Source organism: Chromobacterium rhizoryzae (genome assembly GCF_020544465.1).
Classification (GTDB): domain Bacteria; phylum Pseudomonadota; class Gammaproteobacteria; order Burkholderiales; family Chromobacteriaceae; genus Chromobacterium.
In genome coordinates, this window is the sequence record NZ_CP066126.1 from 3122818 (window position 1) to 3143708 (window position 20891).

17 protein-coding genes are annotated in these 20891 nt (G+C 65.6%); 13 read left to right on the top strand and 4 right to left on the bottom strand.

Going from position 1 to position 20891, the window contains the following annotated elements; genetic code table 11:
- Nucleotides 1-121: 121 nt before the first annotated feature.
- The 4 genes from JC616_RS13950 to tssK all read right to left on the bottom strand — a co-directional run bounded on the left by JC616_RS13950 (nt 122) and on the right by tssK (nt 4391).
- A complete protein-coding gene (locus JC616_RS13950) occupies nt 122-607 on the bottom strand; it encodes an Hcp family type VI secretion system effector (RefSeq protein WP_107799463.1) in 486 nt (161 codons plus the stop codon).
- Nucleotides 608-732: 125 nt separating this feature from the next.
- Complete coding sequence (locus JC616_RS13955) at nt 733-2376, bottom strand: OmpA family protein (protein ID WP_227103707.1); 1644 nt, start codon at nt 2374-2376, stop codon at nt 733-735.
- A gap of 12 nt (nt 2377-2388) precedes the next feature.
- Nucleotides 2389-3051 (bottom strand): DotU/TssL family secretion system protein, encoded by a 663-nt coding sequence (locus JC616_RS13960; RefSeq protein WP_107799465.1) that lies wholly within the window; start codon nt 3049-3051, stop codon nt 2389-2391.
- The gene (gene tssK, locus JC616_RS13965) at nt 3048-4391 is read right to left on the bottom strand and encodes a type VI secretion system baseplate subunit TssK (protein ID WP_107799466.1); all 1344 of its coding nucleotides are present in this window, start codon (nt 4389-4391) and stop codon (nt 3048-3050) included. Before tssK ends, JC616_RS13960 begins: the two co-directional genes overlap by 4 nt.
- 502 nt (nt 4392-4893) lie before the next feature.
- On the opposite strand from tssK, the gene tssB reads away from it, so the two are divergent.
- The 13 genes from tssB (at nt 4894) to JC616_RS14030 (ending at nt 20880) form a co-directional block, all read left to right on the top strand.
- A complete protein-coding gene (gene tssB, locus JC616_RS13970) occupies nt 4894-5400 on the top strand; it encodes a type VI secretion system contractile sheath small subunit (protein ID WP_107799467.1) in 507 nt (168 codons plus the stop codon).
- Nucleotides 5401-5415: 15 nt separating this feature from the next.
- Nucleotides 5416-6948, top strand: a complete 1533-nt coding sequence (gene tssC / locus JC616_RS13975; RefSeq protein WP_107799468.1) for a type VI secretion system contractile sheath large subunit — start codon at nt 5416-5418, stop codon at nt 6946-6948.
- Nucleotides 6949-7005: 57 nt separating this feature from the next.
- A complete protein-coding gene (locus JC616_RS13980) occupies nt 7006-9387 on the top strand; it encodes a type VI secretion system Vgr family protein (RefSeq protein WP_227103709.1) in 2382 nt (793 codons plus the stop codon).
- Nucleotides 9388-9400: 13 nt separating this feature from the next.
- Nucleotides 9401-10198: a DUF4123 domain-containing protein gene (locus JC616_RS13985; protein ID WP_227103711.1), complete on the top strand. Its 798-nt coding sequence runs from the start codon at nt 9401-9403 to the stop codon at nt 10196-10198.
- On the top strand, nt 10198-10938 hold the full coding sequence (locus JC616_RS13990) for a hypothetical protein (protein ID WP_227103713.1): 741 nt from the start codon (nt 10198-10200) through the stop codon (nt 10936-10938). Before JC616_RS13985 ends, JC616_RS13990 begins: the two co-directional genes overlap by 1 nt.
- A complete protein-coding gene (locus JC616_RS13995) occupies nt 10935-11489 on the top strand; it encodes a DUF3304 domain-containing protein (RefSeq protein ID WP_227103715.1) in 555 nt (184 codons plus the stop codon). Before JC616_RS13990 ends, JC616_RS13995 begins: the two co-directional genes overlap by 4 nt.
- Nucleotides 11477-12463, top strand: a complete 987-nt coding sequence (locus JC616_RS14000) for a DUF3304 domain-containing protein (RefSeq protein ID WP_227103717.1) — start codon at nt 11477-11479, stop codon at nt 12461-12463. Before JC616_RS13995 ends, JC616_RS14000 begins: the two co-directional genes overlap by 13 nt.
- Nucleotides 12451-12906, top strand: coding sequence for a hypothetical protein (locus JC616_RS14005; RefSeq protein WP_227103719.1), 456 nt, complete (start codon nt 12451-12453; stop codon nt 12904-12906). The genes JC616_RS14000 and JC616_RS14005 overlap by 13 nt, the downstream gene beginning before the upstream one ends.
- Nucleotides 12899-13447 carry a DUF3304 domain-containing protein gene (locus JC616_RS14010; protein WP_227103721.1) on the top strand — a complete coding sequence of 183 codons (549 nt, stop codon included), beginning with the start codon at nt 12899-12901 and terminating at the stop codon, nt 13445-13447. Before JC616_RS14005 ends, JC616_RS14010 begins: the two co-directional genes overlap by 8 nt.
- Nucleotides 13435-16014, top strand: a complete 2580-nt coding sequence (locus tag JC616_RS14015; RefSeq protein ID WP_227103723.1) for a T6SS phospholipase effector Tle1-like catalytic domain-containing protein — start codon at nt 13435-13437, stop codon at nt 16012-16014. The genes JC616_RS14010 and JC616_RS14015 overlap by 13 nt, the downstream gene beginning before the upstream one ends.
- 219 nt (nt 16015-16233) lie before the next feature.
- Nucleotides 16234-16497 carry a PAAR domain-containing protein gene (locus JC616_RS14020; RefSeq protein ID WP_227103725.1) on the top strand — a complete coding sequence of 88 codons (264 nt, stop codon included), beginning with the start codon at nt 16234-16236 and terminating at the stop codon, nt 16495-16497.
- A gap of 1 nt (nt 16498) precedes the next feature.
- The gene (locus tag JC616_RS14025; RefSeq protein ID WP_227103727.1) at nt 16499-17623 is read left to right on the top strand and encodes a hypothetical protein; all 1125 of its coding nucleotides are present in this window, start codon (nt 16499-16501) and stop codon (nt 17621-17623) included.
- Nucleotides 17620-20880, top strand: coding sequence for an ImcF-related family protein (locus tag JC616_RS14030; RefSeq protein ID WP_227103729.1), 3261 nt, complete (start codon nt 17620-17622; stop codon nt 20878-20880). Before JC616_RS14025 ends, JC616_RS14030 begins: the two co-directional genes overlap by 4 nt.
- Nucleotides 20881-20891: the final 11 nt, after the last annotated feature.

Consider the following 20891-nt stretch of genomic DNA (forward strand, 5'->3'; position numbering starts at 1 on the left):
GCCGGCCAGAAAGGCCGGCATCGCTAATTCCCTTGGACCCCCGCCGGCAAGCGCGAGGCGCTGCGACGAACCGCCAAGCCGGCCGCTCGCCTAAGCCCCGCGCTTGCCGTGCGCGGCGGCGCTAACGGTTTTCAATCCAGCTGTCGGAGTGGATGATGTTGCCGTCCTTGTAAGCCCAAGTTATTTTCTCGTAGCGCATTTCCACCTCCTCCAAGTGGTTGTAGCGCTCGCGGTCCGGGTCCTTGATGTTGTACATCTTAGGCGCCACCGACACGACCTTGACGTTGTCCAGCTTGATGTTGAAGTACTCCTGCTCGCTGCCGGCGTCGTCGATCTGATACCACTTGAACTCGACCTCCTTCAGCGTCTGGCCGCTGGTCACCGCCTTGTACAGATAAGGCGATGAAGCATCGAACTCCTTGACCAGGGTCAGCGCCTCATGCACGCGGGTGCCGGTCAACTTGCCGGTGTTGCCATCGGTGGGAATGCGCACCGCGTGGTCGAACTCCACCACCTCCACGCTGTTCTCCCGGCCTTGCACCGTCACAGAACCCTTGATGTCCGCGCCACCGTCGTCTTTCAACCACATATACGCTGGTATCGCCATATCAAACCCTCCTTGGCTTAACTTAATAACTTAAGTTTAAACAAGCTCGCTCGCCGTCTCGTCCTAGCTCGACGCCGCGGAGCGAGCGCGCCGCACCCTGCGGCCTCCTCGCCGCCTGCCGCCCGTCACCTGACGGGCAGCGCCGGCAGCAAGGTAATCTCTACTCGCCGGTTGCGCGCCCGGCCCTCCTCATCCTCATTGCCCGCCAGCGGCCGCGTAGCGCCGTAGCCCTGGATGGCAAAACGGGTCAGCGGCAAGCCGGTCTCCTGCGCCAGCCAGTCGCGCACCGCCGCGGCGCGCTGCAACGACAAGCGCTGATTCGCTTCCGCCTGGCCCACGCTGTCGGTATGGCCGGCCACCAGCACATTTCGCTCCGGATAAAGCGCCAGCGCCGCCAATGCGGGCTGCAACGCCGCCTCCGCTCCGGCGCGCAACACCGCCTTGCCGCTATCGAACAAGGACAGGCTGTCCAGCGACACCGAGGCCGGAGCCGCCGCCGGCGGGCGGTAATCGGCTATCAGCCGGGCAATGCGTTCCCGCCACGGCTGAGCCCGGTAAAAGCCGAATCCCAAGCGCAAAGGCACGCCGAGATCGACATGGCTCCGCAACTCGCGCGCGTCGCCTTCCAGCGTCAGCAGCGCCTGGCGACGCGCCTCGTCCCGCTCTATCGGCAGCGCGCGATAATGCGCGACATTGGCCGACAAGCGCTCCAGCAACGCTCGGTTGGACCAGGCCGAAGCGGCGAACGCCGCCACGGCCGTCAGGCAAGCCAAGAGCCAAAGACTCAAAACCAGCCGCCAGACGGCAGGCAGGCGCGCGCCCGGCGCCAAACCGAACAGCCAGCTTCCAGGCACGCCTTCCGGCTCGCCCGTGTCCAGGCTGAGCGAACGCACGGCCAAACCGCTCAAGGCCTGCCGGCAACGGCCCCACGGCGACAACGCCGCGTCCCGCCCTTGAGCCGGCAGCAAGGCGATGCCCTGCAAGCCGGGCGCCGGGGCCGGCGTCGCCCCCTGCAATATGGCGGGCAAGACCTGAGCGCCCAGCCAGCCTCCCACCGCGCCGGCGCGCAAACGCAAATCGAAAAGCGCTCGCGCGCCCTCGTCGCCCAAGGCCGGCGGCTGCAGTTCCATCCGGCCGCGCCAATCCTCCAACCGCTCTCGCCACTGCCGCAGGCTGGCGCACGGAGCGCCTTGCAACACCACGCCCAGAGCGCCGTCCATGCCTGCGCTGCGCGCCGGCGCGGGGAATCCCACCAATAAATAAACCGGCAAGCGGCAAGCCAAACGACGTTCCACGTCGGCAATCGCCTGTCGCCACGCCTGCAAGCGCCCCAACCAGGCCGGCTCGCTGCATTCGGCCGCCGCGTCCAGACGCAAGGCCAAGGCGTCCGGCGGCGAACCCCGCCGCCAGGCCACCAGTTCCGCTACCGCGCGCTCCAGCAAAGCCGGGGTCGGCACCATCACCCTCAGCACGCCGTCCTCCACCGCCACATAGGCGCCGCGCCGGCTTTCCAGTTCCACCACCGCAGCGCGTCCGCTGCGCCAGCCCTGCGGCAAGTCCAGCAAACCCGGCAGCAACAGCTCCCACGTCGCGCCGTCGCGGCGCCAGCGCCGCAGCCTCAAGCCTGCCCAGCCCAAGCAGAACGCCGTAGCCGCCAGCCCCGCGCCCAGGCGCGCCGCGCCGCTCCACGGCGCCATTTGCGCCAACCACCACAAGGCCGCCGCCAGCGACAGCGCCCATAAACAGAAAAAATGCGCGTGAATACGCATCGCCCGCCCCCTTTACGTCAACGCCAAGGCGGCATCGGCGGCATTCAACCAACCGCTCAGCGCGGCATGCGCAAGCCACACCGCAAGCAAGCCCGCCCCAGCCGCGGCCAGCGGCAAAGCCAAGCGCCGGAAACGCCGGGACGCGCCGCCGCGCAACATGGCAACCCCGCCGTCGAATTCGCCGGAAGGCAGCGGCAAGGGCGCAGGCAGGCCCGCGCTCAACTGCCCCAACAGGACCTGACTGGCCGCGTCGTCCTCCCCGCCGCGAAACCCCAAGGCCAGCACCATCGCATAGCACCAGCCCAGCGCCGGCTCCGCGGCCGGCTGCGCCAAATGCGCCCGCATCTGTCCCAGCAGCACCTCGCCGGCCTGATAACTGTTGAAAAAGCGCACTTGCAAAGGCTCCCGCGCCCAAGCCGCCCGCTTCGCGCCCTCAAGTCGGCGCAGTGCCGCCTCGTCCAGCAAGGCGCATTGCGCGTAACTGGCCCGCTCGATCAAAGCCTCGCCTGCGCCGGCCTGACGCAGCGCCTCGCGCGTCGCGCTCACCAGTCCGGCCGCGTGCTCGCGCCAATCCTCCACATGCTCCGGCGCGTCCTTGTCGGCCAACATCGACACCGTCAGCGCGGTGTCCCGGAAACTGCGGGCCAAAGCCTCCGGCGGAAATTGCTTGCTCATGATTTCAACACCACGAAGAGTTCAACCACCACGCCCGGCAAAGACGCGGGCACATAGCAAGAGCACGCCTGCGCGGCCAGCATGCGCTGGAAGGCCGGATGGCCGGCGTCCAGAACGAAGTACAGGTTTTCCATCCGCACCGGCAAGGCGGCGGGCAAACGCGGCGGCACGCTCAAAGGCACGCCGCCGGAAGCGGTGCTGACCACGGTCTCCACATCCTCCGGTGCGCCGATCTTGCACACCGCCGGAAAACGCTCCAGCAACTGCGCCGGCGGCATATCCGCCCTCACCGACAGATAAAAGCCGCCCTGCTCGCCCAGCCTGGGATCAGCCAACTGGCCATGCCACATCGACGACTCCCCTTTCTGCAGAGGCACCGACACCACCTGGGAGGGGATCACCGTATCCAGGCAGCCCCTGATCCAGTCTTCCAGCCGCAGGAAACCCGGCCTGGCGTCTTCATGCCGGTAAGCGGGAATATCCGCCAGATCTTGCTGTAGCGAAAACGTGGACAGCATGCCGCACAACTGCGCCAACGCTCGGTGCAGCGTTTCCGGGTGGCTGGCCGGCGTCTGCCGCAAATGCGCCAGCACCGGCCAGGCGCTGTTCACGCAGTGCAAAAACCAGAATAGGCCCGCGTCCGACACTGAAAAATCCACCAAGCCGTGTCCGCGCTCGCGGCGGCGCTCCGACAACTGGCGGCTGCGCGCCAGCAGCATCTCCTCTATCCGCCCAAGCATGTCCAGCAAACCCGGCGCGGTGTCCAAACGCAGCGCCGGCGGCCAGAACGTCGCATCCCGCGTCCATCTTCCCTGACCGTTGCGGCTCAAACGCAGCAAGGGGCAACAGACATAGTCCGCCCGCTCCTCAAACTCCAACAGCAAGCGCAAATTGCCGCGCTCCACCGCCAGCTCCGCCGGCGGGCCGTCGTACAAGTCCTCCACTTCCAGGTATTCGCAACGTTGCCGCCTGGGCCGCGCCGGCGTCTCGCCTTCGCGCTCGCAATTGCCTCCCCCGGCCTCCCACAAAGGCAAGCCCAGAAAAACCTGCACGCTCAGCGCCTCGGCCGGCGCGGCAAAATCCCGCGCCGGCGGCAAGCGGTCCGCCTCGGCGCAGTCGACCACGGCGCCGTCCGGCAGGACCAAACGCAGTCTTTCCAGCTTCAGCTTGCCCAGGCTCAGCGCGGCCTCATCCCACTCCACCTCCCAACAGCCCCAAAAATAGGGCTGAGCCAAACGTCCGAACAAGGCCGCCAAATGGGAAAACCACAAGGACTGCTGCTGAAAATGCTGAGGGGACAATAAAGCGCCCTCCACCCACATCGGACGAAAAACTTTCATGTGGACAACCTCTGATTAGGCTCTGAACAGCACGCCGCAACATTGAAAAACAGCGCACGGAGTTTTTGAAAATTCACAGCAAGCCAATCACAATAAAAATCAAAAATAAATAACCAATAAAAACAAAAAACATTTTCAAAAATTAAACCATAAAATCAATCCCAAAAAACAAATAAACTATTTATGACATTGAAATCAACAAGGCACGAAACCATAAACATGGCGTATTCTAGCCACCAAACAAGCCACCCTGTCAACCCAACGACCATATTGCCTCAAACCCCATAATCTGGTTAACATTGAAAAATAAAACGAAACATACATAAATACAAAATCAAATAACGCAAGCTTGTTGACCTAAATAAAATAGGGAAAAACACAAAATATCCGCCAGATCGCGCATCGCCAAAAAACACGGCGACGACGCGAAATATGGCCAACCGCCCATTTGCCCGCATGGGAAATGGACATGCTTCAAACCTTGATCGCAGGAGGAAACACCATGGCTGAAAGCTTTCAAAATGAAGTGCCCGCCGCGCGGGTCAACATCAAGCTGGATCTGCATACCGGCGGAGCGCAGAAGAAAGTCGAACTCCCGCTGAAACTGCTGGTGGCGGGGGACTACAGCCATGGCCAGGAACAGCGGCCTCTGGCGGAACGGGAAAAGGTGTCCATCGACAAAAACAACTTCGACGCGGTACTGGCCGAACTCAACCCCAAGGCCAAGCTGGTGGTGGAAAACACGCTGGCCGGCGACGGTTCCGAAATGGCGGTGGAACTGGACTTCAAGGCCATGAAGGACTTTCACCCGGAACAGGTGGCGGCGCGGATTCCGGAACTGCGCGCGCTGCTGGCGATGCGCAATCTGCTGCGCGACCTCAAAGCCAATCTGCTGGACAACGCCTCCTTCCGCCGCGAGCTGGAAAAAATCCTGCGCGACGACTCCCTCTCCGCCAACCTGCGCAGCGAACTGGAACGCATCATCCCGCTCAGCCAAGCCGCCCACTAAATCAGGAGCCCGCTCATGTCGACCCAAAAACAACAGCAGCCCGAGGACACCATCGTGCTGGAGTCCCCGGCCAGCGTGTATGAATCGCTATGCGCCAAGATCAACCTGTCCCCGGTGGCCAGCGCCCAGCCCATCGAGGCTTACCAAACCGCGGAAGCGATGTCGGACGCGCCGCTGGACGAGCGCATCGCCGTGGCGGTGAACGTATTCCTGAAAATGATTCAGGAATCCTCGCAAAAAGTGGACCGCCTGGACAAAAGCCTGCTGGACTTCCACATCGCCCGCATCGACGCGCAAATCAGCCGTCAGCTGGACGCGGTGATGCACAACCCGTCCTTCCAGCAAATCGAATCCGCCTGGCGCGGACTGCGTTTCCTGGTGGACCGCACCGACTTCCGCAAAAACGTCAAGATCGAAGTGCTGGACGTCAGCAAGGAAGACCTGCGCAACGACTTTGACGACGCGCCGGAAGTGATTCAGAGCGGCCTGTACCAACACACCTACATCCAGGAATACGACACCCCCGGCGGCGAACCGATAGGCGCCATCATCTCCAACTACGAATTCGACCGCGGCCCGCAGGACATCGCCCTGCTGCGCGACATCGCCAAAGTGTCCGCCGCCGCCCACATGCCCTTCATCGGCGCCGTGGGGCCGGCCTTCTTCGGCAAGGAGAGCATGGACGAAGTCGCCGCCATCCAGGACGTGGCCAACTACTTCGACCGCTCGGAATACATCAAATGGCGCAGCTTCCGCGATAGCGACGACGCCCGCTACATCGGTCTCGCCTTGCCGCGCTTCCTGGCCCGCCTGCCTTACGGCCCCGACACCGTGCCGGTGCGCAGCTTCAACTACGCCGAAAACGTCAAAGGCCCGGACCATCAGCGCTACCTATGGACCAACGCCGGCTTCGCCTTTGCCGCCAATATGGTGCGCAGCTTCATCGGCAACGGCTGGTGCGTGCAAGTGCGCGGCCCGCAGGCCGGCGGCCTGGTGGAAGACTTGCCCATCCACCTGTACGACCTGGGCATAGGCAATCAGGTGAAGATCCCCACCGAAGTGCTGATACCGGAAACCCGCGAATTCGAATTCGCCAACCTGGGCTTCATCCCGCTGTCCTTCTACAAAAACCGTGATTACGCCTGCTTTTTCTCCGCCAACTCCACGCAAAAACCGGCGCTGTACGACACCAAGCAAGCCAGCGCCAACAGCCGCATCAACGCGCGGCTGCCCTACATCTTCCTGCTGTCGCGGCTGGCGCACTACCTGAAGCTGATCCAGCGCGAAAACATCGGCGCCACCAAGGACCGCCGTCTGCTGGAACTGGAACTCAACACCTGGATCAAGCTCCTGGTCACGGAGATGACCGACCCCAGCGACGAGCTGCAAGCCTCGCACCCGCTGCGCGACGCCCAGGTCGTCGTCGAAGATATCGAAGACAATCCGGGCTTCTTCAAGGTCAAGCTGTTCATCGTGCCGCACTTCCAGGTGGAAGGCCTGGACATCAACCTGTCCCTGGTCTCGCAAATGCCCAAGGCCAAGAACTAAGCGCTCCCTCGGGCCGCCTCCACGGCCCGAGGGGCAAGTCCACCTGGAGACTCCGCCATGCCGCCGCAACAGTTTTATCACCTGAAGATCGCCGAACTGCCGGCCGAGCTGCTGTCGGTCGAATCCTTCACCCTGGACGAAACCCTGGGCCGGCCCTTCGCCGCCGACATCCGCTTCACCTCCGCCCAGCAAGACATCGACCTCGTCTCCCTGCTGGACCGCTACGCGCTGTTCTCCATCCACGGACCCCACCCGGACGCCGCCCTCTTTCCCGACACCCCGCCCCAACTGCTGCGCCGTTGGCGCGGCGTGGTCAGCCATGCCCAGCGCCTCAGCGCCAACCGCGACGAGGCGCTATATCAGGTCCGCGTCGAATCCCAGCTCGCCCGCCTGGCCGAAGGCCGCTTCTCCCGCATCTTCCAGCAGCAAACCGTACCGGACATCATCGAAACCGTGCTGCGACGCCACGGCTATCGCGGCCATGAAGTCGCCTGGCGGCTGCGCCCCTTGTTCGGCCAAGACCCCAACCCCTATCCCAAGCTGGAGTTCGTCACCCAGTATCAGGAGTCCGATCTGGACTTCATCCATCGGCTGGCCGAGAAAGCCGGCCTCTATTACTACCTGCTCACCGAACCCGACAACGCCGCCTGGGAAACCATTGTCTTCGGCGACGACATCGACGCCTACGTCCGCACCGGCCGCGATCCCGCCCAGCCGCCCCAGGGCGGCGTCAAGCTCAAGCTCCGCCCCCAGGCCGGCATGGCCGACAACGAAGAAACCCTGAGCCGTTTCGAACTGGCCGCCCAGCCCATCCGCGCCCGCCTCCAGCGCAAGGACTACAACTACCGCGACGCCAACCAGCCGCTGTTGGCCGAAGGCGGCCCGCCGGCCAAGACCCCCGGCGCCCGCGGCGTCGATTACCAGTGGGGCGAGCATTACAAAAACCCGGAGCAGGGACTGCGCGCGGTGCTGATCGCCCAGCAGCGCGAGCATTGCCGCCAGTGGATCGCCGCCGGCGACGGCAACTGCCTGCAAGCCTTCGCCCCCGGCCAGATCTTCAAGCACGACGGCCCGGCGCTGGCTCCAGCCCCGGACGGCTGGCTGCTGGTCTCGGTCCAACACCAGGGCGGCCGCCGCGACGCCTACCGCAACGCCTTCACCGCCACCCCCGCCGACCGGCCCTATCGCCAGGAACGGCTGACCCCGGTGCCGCGCCTCTCCGGCGCGCTGCCGTCCCGCGTCGTCGCCCCGGAAAAAACCTATTACGGCGCTATCGACCTGCAAGGCCGCTACTGCGTGCGCCTGCCTTTCGATCTGGACGAATGGTCGCCCGGCGGCGACAGCCGCCCGCTGCGGCTGGCCCGGCCTTACGCCGGCCCGGAATACGGCCTGCACTTCCCGCTGCACCCAGGCACCGAGGTGCTGGTCAGCTTTGTGCTGGGCGATGTGGACCGGCCCTATATCAGCGGCTGCCTGCACAATTCCGAGCTCACCGACAGCAACCCCGGCGCGCACTGGGACAGCCGCAACCTGATCCGCACCTGGGCCAACAACAAGCTGCGGCTGGAAGACCGCAAGGGCCAGGAGCACATCAAGCTGGCCACCGAGTTCGACAAGAGCCAGCTCAATCTGGGCCACGCCGTGGACGGCCAGCGCGCGCCGCGCGGCGAAGGCTTTGAACTCAGAACCGACGGCTGGGGCGCGCTGCGCGCCGCCAAGGGGCTGTTCCTCAGCACCGACGCCCAACCCAAGGCGCGCGGCAAGCAACTGGACATGCAGGCGGCGCTGGATCAGTTGGACGCCGCCATGAACCAGGCGCGGGAACTGCTGCGCCTGGCCGGCGAGCACCGCAATCCCAAACCCATGCTGGACACCCTGCAAACCCTGCTAGACAACAGCAAGCAACTAGCCGGATCGGCGCTGTTGGCGCACGCGCCGGCCGGCATCGCCCACGCCACCCCCGCCTCCCTCCTCGCCAGCGCCGGCCAGGCCATCCACCTTCAGGCCGGCGACGACATCAATCTGGGCAGCGGCGAATCGCTGCACGCGGTGGCGGTCAAGGCCATCGCCCTGCTGGCGCAAAGCCAGGGCATGCGGCTGGTGGCCGGCCAGGGCAAGCTGCAACTGGAAGCCCACGGCGACGCGCTGGACCTGAGCAGCGAAAAAAACATGACGCTGCAAACCGTCAACGGCCAACTACTGCTCAACGCCAAGAACGGCATCACCCTGGCCAGCGGCGGCGCCTTCATCCGCCTGCAAGACGGCAAGATCGACATCCACAGCCCCGGCGACCTCAAACTGCGCGGCGTCTACGACATGGCCCCGCCCGGCGGCCAGACCCTGCCCTTGCCGGAACTGCCGGCCTCGGTGTGCAAGGAATGCCTGCGCCTGGCCTTGGCGAACGCCAATCCGCTGGTCCCGCTGGAAACCGCCGCCTAGGAAAGGAAGCGACATGACCGAACCTCACCACCGCTATCTCGACCAGATCAGCGCCGCCGCGGCGCAGCGGCGCTACGGCCATCTGGACCTGCTGCTGGACCCGGCCGCCGACGGCGACAACTGGCTCCGCCGCATCGCCATGATCCAGCCGCGGCTGGAATGCCTGCGCCTGTTCGACGACACCCCCTTTAGCGATCTGCGGCAGGACTCGCCGCTGCTGGTGCGGGTGATGCTGTCGCAGCCCAGCCATTGCGACTGGCTGGACGGCTCTCTCAGCCTGCTGTGGTCGCAGCCACAGTGGATCGTGCTGCTCAGCTCAAGCTCGCAACCGGCGCTGGCCGCCCACCTGCGCCGCTTCCTGACCGTCAAGCTGGACGACGGAGGCTTGACCCTGCTGCGCTATTACGACCCGCGCCTGCTGCGCATCGTGATCAACGCGCTGACGCCGACACAAGGCGCCGCGCTCGGCCAGCGCATTGATCTATGGCTCTGGCGCAATCGCGACGGCGCACTTGAGCGCTGGACCGCGCCCAGCGACCACCCCGCCCCACTACCCTCCAGCCACCAGCCGCTGCCACTGGACAGCACGCAGCGCGTACAGCTGGAGTCCTATGTGGAAGCCCATGCCAGCCTGATCCAACTGCTAAGCCTGGAGCCGGTACGCGCCACGCAATCTCAGGAACAACTACTCGATGAACTGGCCCGGCTCAACCGGCAAGCCGATGTCGAAAGCCGCTGGAACAGCGTGGAACGCATGGAGTGGATCGCCCAGCAGTTGGCTGACCAAGCAAGCCTCCCACAGGAACAATGATGATAACCAGCCGCCACCCCCTCACCAGCCTCCGCGCCCTGCTGGGCCGGCTCGCCTTGCTGACCCTGCTCGGCTTAAGCCTGGCTGGTTGCGTGATTCCCCTGGTGAAAGAACTCCCCACCAGCAAGGGCATCAATCCCAAAGAATTTGAGCGCGAACCCTATGGCCGCATGGTGATCTCTTTGCCCGAAGCATTCACTATTGAAAAAGCGACCTTCAGCTATCAGAGTAGCAGCGGCGCACTCCCCATCGTCTACCCTACCGGCCTCCCAAAGATCACGACGCCGATCCCGTTTCTTTTTGGCTGGGACTTCGCGCGGCCAGGCCCCAGCGGCCGCTTCGGCCCGCTTCCTGTCACCACCACAGCAAACGGCAACTTTGCGCTAACGCTACCCAAAATTAAAGGCCAGAACTTGAGCGCAATCTCCTTCTCCATCGCCCGCAAGGATGGCGAATATATCGAAGCGCCTCAGCTGTACCTCTCCTTCAGCAAGGGCGGCAGCGACACCTGCCGGGCAGCGGAATACCGACATGCCGCCAGATGCGAGCCCTTTAACCTACACGGACATGACGCCAATGGCCGCTTCGAACACACCGCCTTTCTGCTGCTGGACACTCCAAGCCTGTGTTTCCAGTTATTGCCAGCGACGGGACAGCGGTCCCCGTTTCAAGCCTCCTCCTCACGTCCTGCCGCCCACCAAGCGGATGGCCCTTGCGCGCAGGAAGAAACCAAGCCATGACACCGAAAACAAAACAACCACTCAGCACCACGACCCGCTCAGCGGTGTTGGCCCTGCCTATTCTGTTGGCACTCAGCCTACTAACACCGCTGGCCCATGCCACTGACAATCCGCCCGCCGCAAAGCCGATTGCGGCCAAGATCACCGGCCAGAACCATACCCCGGCCATCATCAATCACTTTCGCGTCAATAAAACCGACGCCTCAAAGCTGTACCCGGGCGAGTCCGGAAACTCTCAAAGCTGCTGCGTGTACCTGCCGCCCCAATGGCAGCCAGGCCAAACCGTTACCATTGAATGGAAAAAAAACCTCAACCCGCCGCCCAATCCCACTCAGGAACCCAGGCATCCTAATGAACCGCTGGATGAAGGCGATGCCGATAACTACTCGGTGCACCGCTCCGTCGTCGAAATTCCGCCTTATTCGCAGTTCAAGACTCTTCTGGTCCACTTCCTGCCCTGCAATCAAGTCAAAGTGGCCGCCAATAACACCATCCCCTATCCCTACAACTTCCCAAGACGGATGGAGGAACCCAAGACATGTCCCAAGTAAATCAGCGTCCCGCGCCGGCAATGGTACAACTGCGCACCGAGCCCTTCCCCGACAACGGCCTGCTGCCGCTCAATTACCGGCAGCGGCTAAACAATGAGCAGTTGAAGGAGCACGACCTCAGCGACGAGAAATACCGCCGCCGCAAGGCCGCCACCGAGGGCGGACGGGTCTATGCCTCGCCCACCTGCACCAAGAGCCTGGCTATTTCACTGTTCTTCGACAGCACCAATAATCACGAGGACTCCGATAGCCAGGCCAAGCCGCGCTCTACCTCCAATATCGCCCGGCTGCCCCATGCCGTTTTTGCCACGGAAACACACGGAAGGACATGGACAACCCCCACAAAGCCCGCACCGTGTTTTTCCCTGTGTTTCCGTGCTTACCAGCTTGTGCCGTTTCCCCTCACTGCAAGAAAGGAGTTGACCATGTCTGAGTTCGCCACCTGGCGGTCCTCCCAAGCCAGCCTGGCCCTGCTGGCCTTCGCCGTTCTGCTGCCGGCCCAGGCCATGGGCAATAAGCCGTCCACCGAAATGGTTCCCGCCGGCGTCGAGGGCTATAACCACACCTCCGCCGCCATCAACCGCTTCAGCGTCAACCGCGCCGGCGGGCACAACATTGGTCCGTTCAACAACGGTGGCGGCTCACAATCCTGCTGTGCCTCGCTGCCGCGCCAGTGGCGGCCGGGCCTGATGGCCACCGTCGAATGGGAAAAAGACCCCAATCCCAATTCACCGATTAAGCGGGATAGAAATGGGCAGATCCTCCCATCAGAAGCGATACGCATCCGTTCGGAATTCACCCAACACCGCGCCGTCGTTGAAATCCCGCGCTACGACGAACCCTGTGCAATTCAAGTCCACTTCCTGCCCTGCGATCAGGTTCGCGCCACGGCCACCTGCCACAAGCCCAGCAGCCCTAATTTCCCCCATAAGGATTGGTACCAAATCAAGGAACCCAAGACATGCCCCAAGTAGATCAACGTCCCGTCCCCGAAGCCGTCCACCTCCGTGCCGAGCCCTTCCCCGACAACAGCCTGCTGCCGCTCAATTACCGGCAGCGGCTAAACAATGAGCAGTTGAAAGAGCGCGACCTCAGCGACGAGAAATACCACCGCCGCAAGGCCGCCGCCGAGGGCGGCCCGGTCTACGCCTCGCCCACCTGCACCAAGAGCCTGACCATCTCGCTGTTCTTCGACGGCACCAATAATCACGAGGAGTCCGATAGCCAGGCCAAGCCGCGCTCTACCTCGAACATCGCCCGGCTGCTCCATGCCGTTTTTGCCACGGAAACACACAGAAGGACACGGACAACCCCCACAAAGCCCGCGCCGTGTTTTTCCGTGTTTTTCCCTGTGTTTCCGTGCTTACCAGCTTGTGCCGTTTCCCCTCACTGCAAGAAAGGAGTTGACCATGTCTGAGTTCGCCACCTGGCGGTCCTCCCAAGCCAGCCTGGCCCTGCTGACCTTCGCCATGCTGTTGCCGGCCCAGGCCATGGGCACCAACCCGGCCACGGAGATGGTCCCCGCCGGCGTCGAGGGCTACAACCACACCTCGGCCGCCATCAACCGCTTCAGCGTCAACCGCGCGGGCGGGCACAACATCGGCCCGTTCAATAGTTATGGAGGCTCACAATCCTGCTGCGCCTCGCTGCCGCGCCAGTGGCGGCCCGGACTGATGGCCACCGTCGAGTGGGAAAAAGACCCCAATCCCAATTCACCGATTAAGCGGGATAAAAATGGGCAGATCCTCCCATCAGAAGCGATACGCATCCGTTCGGAATTCACCCAACACCGCGCCGTCGTCGAAATCCCCCGCTATGAGAAATCCTGCGGCGTGCAAGTCCACTTCCTGCCCTGTGATGAGGTGCGCGTGGTCAGTTCCTGCCGTACTCCAGATCATCCAGACTACCCCTACAAGGCGTTCTACCAGGTCAAGGAACCCAAGACATGTCCCAAATAGATCAGCGTCCCGCCCCCGAAGCCGTCCACCTCCGTGCCGAGCCCTTCCCCGACAACGGCCTGTTGCCGCTCAATTACCGGCAGCGGCTGAACAATGAGCAGTTGAAGGAGCGCGACCTCAGCGACGAGAAATACCGCCGCCGCAAGGCCGCCGCCGAGGGCGGGCCGGTCTACGCCTCGCCCACCTGCACCAAGAGCCTGACCATCTCGCTGTTCTTCGACGGCACCAATAACCATGAGGAGTCCGATAGCCAGGCCAAGCCGCGTTCTACCTCCAATATCGCCCGGTTATTCCACGCCACCCTGGGCAGCGGCAACGGCGGCAGCGCCCAGCCCGATCCTAAGCTGGCTGAAAAAGGACTTTACCGCTACTACATCCCCGGCGTTGGCACCCGCTTCCCCGAGATCGGCGAGCTGAAGCCGATGAGCAGCGGCCTGATCTTCGCCAATGGCGGCGAGGACCGCATCAACTGGGGGCTGACCCGCATCATTGATGCTTTGCTGATCAACTACACCCAAAACCGCCTAGACGATAATGTCGCCAAGGAACTGGTGATCCAGCGCATGCGCAATCCGGTGTCGCAGCCGGACGGCTATGTCCAGCGCGCCGACGCGCTGCGCCCGCAGCTGGAGGCGCTGGCCGAGGCCCGCTACGCCAAACCCCGACCCACGGTGCTAGGCATCCGCCTGTTCGTCTACGGCTTCTCCCGCGGCGCCGCCGAAGCCAGGGTGTTCGCCCGCTGGCTGGAGGCGCTGACCCGGCCCGAGGACGCGCTGCCTGACGCGGTGGAGGTCCAGCACCGCCTGATCGGCATCCCGATCTCCATCCGCTTTATGGGCCTGTTCGATACCGTCGCCACCGTCGGCCTGGCCAATAGCCTGCCGATGGCCGACGGCCACATGGCCTGGGCCGGCGACAGCCAGTTGCGCTTGTCCGATAACCCCCTGTTCCTGGAGCAGTGCCAGCACTTCGTCGCCGCCCATGAGCAGCGCGCCAGCTTTCCATTGGACAGCATCCGCCGCCGCGACGACCCCAAGCAGGCCAATGGCCCGTCACGCTACCGCGCCGGCTGCGTTGAAACCCTGTATCCCGGCATGCACAGCGATGTCGGCGGCGGCTACCCGCCCGGCGAACAGGGCAAGAGCGTGGATAGTATCGATCCAGAAAACAGCCGACAGTTGCTATCCCAGATACCGCTGCACGATATGTACCGTGCCGCCTTCGAGGCCGGCGCGCCCTTGCAGGTGCCGGAGATCGCGCTGGCCGAGAACGAACGTCTGGACAAGTGCTGGCTGGTAATGGAGCGTGATACTCAGCTGGAGTTCATGGTCGCCCCGGAAGTCATCACCCGCTTCAACGCCTGGCTGGAACAAGCCCAGGCCGGCGGACTGGAAGACGTGTTGCGCGGCCAGATCGCCTGGATCACCGGCTGGCGCATCCACCGCTGGATCGCCGGGTCGCGCTGTATTTACGAGTACGAACATGATCAGGCGCGGCAGGACTATTTCAAGCGCTGCGACGGCAAGGACCAGCCCAAGCCGCTGCGCCAGGCGCTGGAGCGCGAGCATGGCCGGCAATTGCAGGAGGACCTGGCCCGGCGCGACAACAAGCCGCCGCCGACACTGTCGCCGGAGCAGCAGGAGCAGCGCGATAAGGACCTGACCTTGATCGCGGCGGCCCAGCAACGGGTCAATATCGACAAGGGTTTTGAGCCGGTGATCGACCAGCAGCAGCTGGAGCACGGCGCCAAGGACTTCCGCAAGGATTATGTGCCGGAGTGGCAGTTGTCCGGCGACCCCAGCAGCGTCATCGACGGAGTGCTGGACCTGCTGCTGGGCGGCACCGTTTACCTGCTCAACAGCGACGACGAGGCCGCCGAGTACGCCAGCATCCGCGAGGGCGGCCAGGCCAAGGAAAAAACCTTGTTCGGCCAACGCGAGCTGCGCGATCTGGTGCTGCTGTACGACGAGCACATCCACGATTCGCGCGCCTGGTTCATGTACTCCAGCTGGATTGGCTCCCGCGAGCCGTGGACCGACTACTTCCGCTACCGCACGGTGTTCTACGACGACGAATCCAACAAGCCGCTGTCGCCGCTGATGATAGCCGGCCGGGTGGTGGGGCTGGCGGTGACGCTGGGCAGCGTCGGCTTCGCGATCAAGCGCAAGGACCCGCGCTATCTGCTGGGTGTGATGCTGCCGTCGCTGGGCTTGCCGGTATTGAGCGGGCGCGGCTGGCCGCAGTGGCCGGCCGGGGCGCTGCCGGAGTTGAAGTTCACCGACCCGCAGAGCGGAGCGGCCTTGCCGATGGCGGAACTGGACCCGGCGTTGCGGGCCTTCAGCCAGCGGCCGGCGGCGGCGGAAGCGGCGCTCAGGGCGGCGTGGCGCGCCGAACCGCGGCTGCCGGAGTTCGGCGCCGAGCCGTGGCAGCCGACGCCGCTGATGCTAAGGGCCTGGGAGGCGCGTAAGCAGGACATGGCGGAACTGGAAGCCTGGCGCGCCTTGACGCCGCCGCACCCCAACGACCCGGATGCGCCGCCGCTTCCGCCGCGGCCGTGGTCATGGTGAGGCCTTCTTTCCCCCTAAAACTTAATACATGCATAAAACACTCTCTCATGACTATGAATCAACGCTGGAAATGACTCGCTACCCCGGATTTCATGGCGTTCTTTGTTCCGCCCGCTGCAGGGTCTCTTGCCGGGCACTGATTGCCCGCCGTCCGCCATAGGGTTTGAGTCCGGCCGGGTTCCTTGACTCTGTCAATTTTTAAAGAAAGGAAAACCATCCATGTCCCGCGTGATTCGTCAGGGTGACCGCCTTAGCAGCGGCGGCACGGTATTGCAGGGCAGCAGCCTGGGCGGCCATCTCCAGCAGCCGCTGGCCCGCAAGGGCGACCCGGTGTTCTGCCCGTTGAAGGACCATGGCCATAACCGCATCGCCGAAGGCGCGGCGCACTGGTTGCTGGACGGCCGGCCGGTGGCGCTGGAAGGCCACCGCTGCGAATGCGGCTGCACGCTGCTCAGCAGCAGCGACGGCATCGAGGTGCATTGAAATGCGCGTACGGCCAAGCTTGCCCTTATTGCCGCCGCCCAAGCGGCTGTCGCCATGGGCCTGGGCGGCGCTGCTGCTGTTGTTCTGCGCCGCCGGCGCCGGCCTCGCGCTATGGCGCTGGCCGGCGGACGCCCCAACCAACACGCTGGAGTTCTGGTTCTGGACCGCGGCTTTCGGCCCGCTGCTGTGGGCCTTCCTGCTCTGTCTGCGCGGTGTCGCTTATTACTCGGCGGACAATGACGCCGCCTTCTTCAAGGATGAGTTGGCGCAGCGCCAGCAATACTGGCTGGCCCATCACCGCCAGACGGCCAGCCTGGCCGCCTGGGCGCTGCTGACGCCGCAAGCCCGCGGCGCGGCGGAATGGGCGGCGCTGTGCGCGGCCGCCGCGCCGCCGCCGCCCGCGCCCTTGCGGCAACAACCGCCCGGCTGGGAAACCGCGCCAGGCCACGCCGAAATAGAGACCCGTCTAGCCAACCGGCTGGCCCAGTCTCTGCTGACCCATCCCCGCTGCCCCGCCGCGCCGCTGGCGCTGGAACTGTACTGGCAAGGGACCGACGCCGGCAGAACCCGGTTTATCGATGCCTTGCTTGCGCATTGGTCCGGCTTGAACGTGGATTCGCTAAGGCGCTGGGAGTCCATGCAAACGCTGGACACGGCCATTGAACGGCTGCACACCCCGACGGCGGACGGCTCCGCGCCGGCGGCGGTGCTATGCGCCGGCTTGGCGCTGGACCCGGCGCAACCGGCGCGGCAAGCAGGTTTCGCCTGGCTGCTGCGCCGCCCCAGTGCCGACGACACGGTGCGATTCAGCCGGCCGGAATGGAGCGACGGCGGCGAGGATGTCTGCGACGGCGCCACGCGCAACGCCGAGCAAGCCCCGGCCGTCTGCCTGGGCCTGGACAAGTTGACGCCGACCGCCGCCCCCTGGCCCGCGCCGGACAAGGCGCTGCGGCCATGGTGGAACGGCCCGCCGGAACTGGACGGCCCGGCGCTGTGCACGCTGGCCGCCATCCACGCCGCCGCCCAACGGCAACCCTGTGGCTGGCTCTTGCAAGAGCAAAGCGTGCTTTATGCCGGGATGGCGCTGCCGACGGCCTCACTCTCCAACAATAAGGACAAGGCATGAGCGCACCTTCAAAACCCCATGGCCTGCTGATCATGCTGTTGGCGCTGGCGCTGCTGCTCTTGTTGCTGGGCATCCCGCTCTGGCTGTACCGCGACGCCTGGATCGGCGCCGACGCCGCCGGCAACAGCCGCCCGGCCTTGTGGCCGCTGCTGTCCTTGGCCGCCGCCGGGCTGCTGGCTTACGGCCTGTTCCGCCTGCTCAAGAAGCAAGGTCTGCTGTCCGGCCTGGAACGGGTGCTGCGCTGGGGCACCCCGCCGCCCCGGCTGCCGGACGCCGATGCGCCGACCCCGCCCACTCCCTGGGCCGGCCTGGCGCTCATCGCCCAAGACTGGCGCCAGCGCCCGGCCCGGCAGCGTCCGCACTGGCTGCTGCTCTGCGGCGCGCCCGAGGCCGTCCACCAGGCGGTGCCGGCGCTGGCCCGGCAACCCTGGCTGGAAACCGACGGCATGGTCTTGATCGACGCCTCCGCCGCCCCGCCTCCAGGCGGCTGGCGGCGGCTGCGCGGACGCTGGCGGACGCCCGCCGACGCCGTCATCGCCCTGCTCCCCGACGCCGCCGACGCCGCCGCGCTGGCGGAGCGCGCCGAACAGCTGTCCATCGCCTGCGGCTGGACCCTGCCGCTGACCCTGTGTCAGCGCGCGCCCGACAACGCCGGCCCCGGCATCGCCGGCTGGCCCTTGCCCACGCTTCCCGCCAACGCCGACGGCTGGGCCGCTCAGGCCAGGGCCTGGGCCGATCTGCTTCCCTTGCGCGGCATTCCGCGTCACCCCGGCGCGGCGGCCCAGCCCTTTCTGCTGCGCTGCTCGCAGTGGCTGGAACGCGAGCTTCAGGGACTCGCCTCCGCCTGGCAGCGCTGGCGCGACGGCCTGGCCGCGCCCTCCGCCGTCAAGGCGCTGGCCTTGGCCACCTGGCCGGCCGACGTCCGGCTGTGGAGCGGCGCGATCAGCCAGGGCTCCGCCTTTGCCCCGCGCCGCCGCAGCCGCCCTTGGCAACGCCGGCTGGCCGCCGTCATCGGCGCGCTATGCCTGTTCTGGCTGGCCGGCATGCTGGTTTCCGCCTATCAAAACCATGGCTTGATCGCCGAGGCCCAGGCCGCCGTCAACGCCCAGCCCAAAACCGCCACGCTGGACAGCGCGCTGCGGCTGCAACGGTTGCTGGAGAAGCTGGAAACCCGCCAGCAACTCGGCGCGCCGTGGTCGGCCCGCTTCGGCCTGAACCGCGACGCCGCCTTGCTGGAGCGCTTGCGGCCGCATTACGCCCGCGCCATCGGCCAGGCGCTGATCGTACCGGCGCGCGGCCGCTGGGCGCAGCAGCTGCAAGCGCTGAACCAGACCCCCAGCGCGGAACTGGCCGCCGATCCGGCCCGGACCGAACAAGGCTATCAGGCGCTGAAAGCCTATCTGACGCTGGACCAGCCGGCGCGCGCCGAACCGGCCTTCCTCGCCGCCCAGCTGGCGGCGCGAAATGACGGTTTCTCCCCGGCGCTGCTGCGCGCCATGGCGCAGTTCTACGCCGAGCGGCTGGCCGGCCAGCCCGCCTGGCGCATCCCCGCCGACGCGGCGCTGGCCGGGGCCAGCCGCCAGACCCTGATCGGCCAGTTGGGCCGCCAACAGGCCGACGACACCCGCTATCAGCAGATCCTGGCCGAAGCCGAAGCCAAGCATCCGCCGCAGACGCTGGCCGCCTTGCTGCCGGGCCAGGACTTGCGCGGCCTGTGGCGCAGCGAATCCAGCCTGCCCGGCGTGTTCACCCGCAAAGCCTGGGACGAGCATCTGCGCGCCGCCTTCGCCAACGCGCACCGCCGCCAAGGCAGTGCCGGCGACTGGGTGCTGGGCGCCGGCGAGGCCGGTCAGGGCAGCGCCGGCAAGGCGCTGGAAGCCGCGCTGCGCCAGCGCTATTTCGCCGACTACGCCCGCGCCTGGCAACAATTCCTCAACGCGGTGTCCTGGCAGACGGAGGCCAAGCTGGCCGCCAACGCCCAGCAATTGCAGGTCTACGCCGATCCGCAGCGCTCGCCGCTGCGCGCCTTGATGGCGCTGGTGCGCGACAACGCCCGCACCGGCGAGCGCGTGGACAGCCTGGGCGCCAATCTGGTGGACAAGGCCCAGGCGCTGCTGGGCAAGGCCGACGCCAGCGCGCCGCAGCTGGAGGGGGCAACGGGCAAACAGGAAGCCGCGCCGCTGGCGCAAAGCTTCGGCCCGCTGCTGCGACTGCTGGAGGAACGCCAGGACGGCTCCGCGCTCAGCCTGCAACGCTATCTGGAGCGGGTGGCGGCCACCCGGCTCAAGTTGCAGCAAGTGGCCGCCGCGCCGGACCCGGACGCCGCCGCCCGCGCGCTGGCGCAGGCGGTGTTCCAGGGCAAGGGCGGCGAACTGGCCGAGAGCCGCGATTACGCCGCCCAATTGGCCGCCAGCCTGGGCGAAGACTGGCAGGGCCTGGGCCGGCACCTGTTCCTGCAACCCTTGGACCAATCCTGGCACACCCTGCTGCAACCGGCGGCGGCCAGCCTCAACCAGCTGTGGGACCAGAGCATTGTCCGGCCGTGGCAGGCCAGCTTCGCCGGCCGCTACCCCTTCCACCGCAGCGACGCCGACGCCTCCTTGCCGGAGCTGGGCCGTTTCCTGCACCCCGGCGACGGCCTGGTGCAGCAGTTCGTGCGCCAGCAATTGGGCGGGGTGCTGGAACAACAAGGCGATCAATGGTCGCCGGACCCGGCGGCGGCGCAGGCGCTGCGCTTCGACCTGAACTTCCTCAACGAATTGAACCGCCTGTCGCGGCTGTCCAGCCTGCTCTACGCCCAGGGCGACGCCGGCATCCGCTTCGAACTGAAGCCCACCGCCACCATCGGCCTGGAGAAAACCCTGCTGCAACTGGATCAGCACAGCCTGCACTACTTCAATCAGATGACAAGCTGGAAGGCGCTGAGCTGGCCCGGCGATCCGCTGAAGGCCGGCGCCAGCCTGCAATGGCAGACCGAGAAGACCGGCCTGCGCCAGACCCAGGACCATCCCGGCCGCTGGGGCGTGCTGCGCCTGCTGGAGCAGGCCCAGCGCGAACAGATTGACCGCGCCAGCTGGCAGTTGAGCTGGGCCTTGCCGGACGGGCATCAGGCACGCTACCAGCTGCGCAGCGAGGCCGGAGCCGGCCCGCTGGCCTTGTTGCAGCTGATCCAGTTCCAGCTGCCGGCGCGGATTTTTATCGTGGAGCCTAACTCGCCGCCCGCCGCGGCCAAGCCGGCCCGGCGGCCCCAACCTTGAGGAGACGCGAA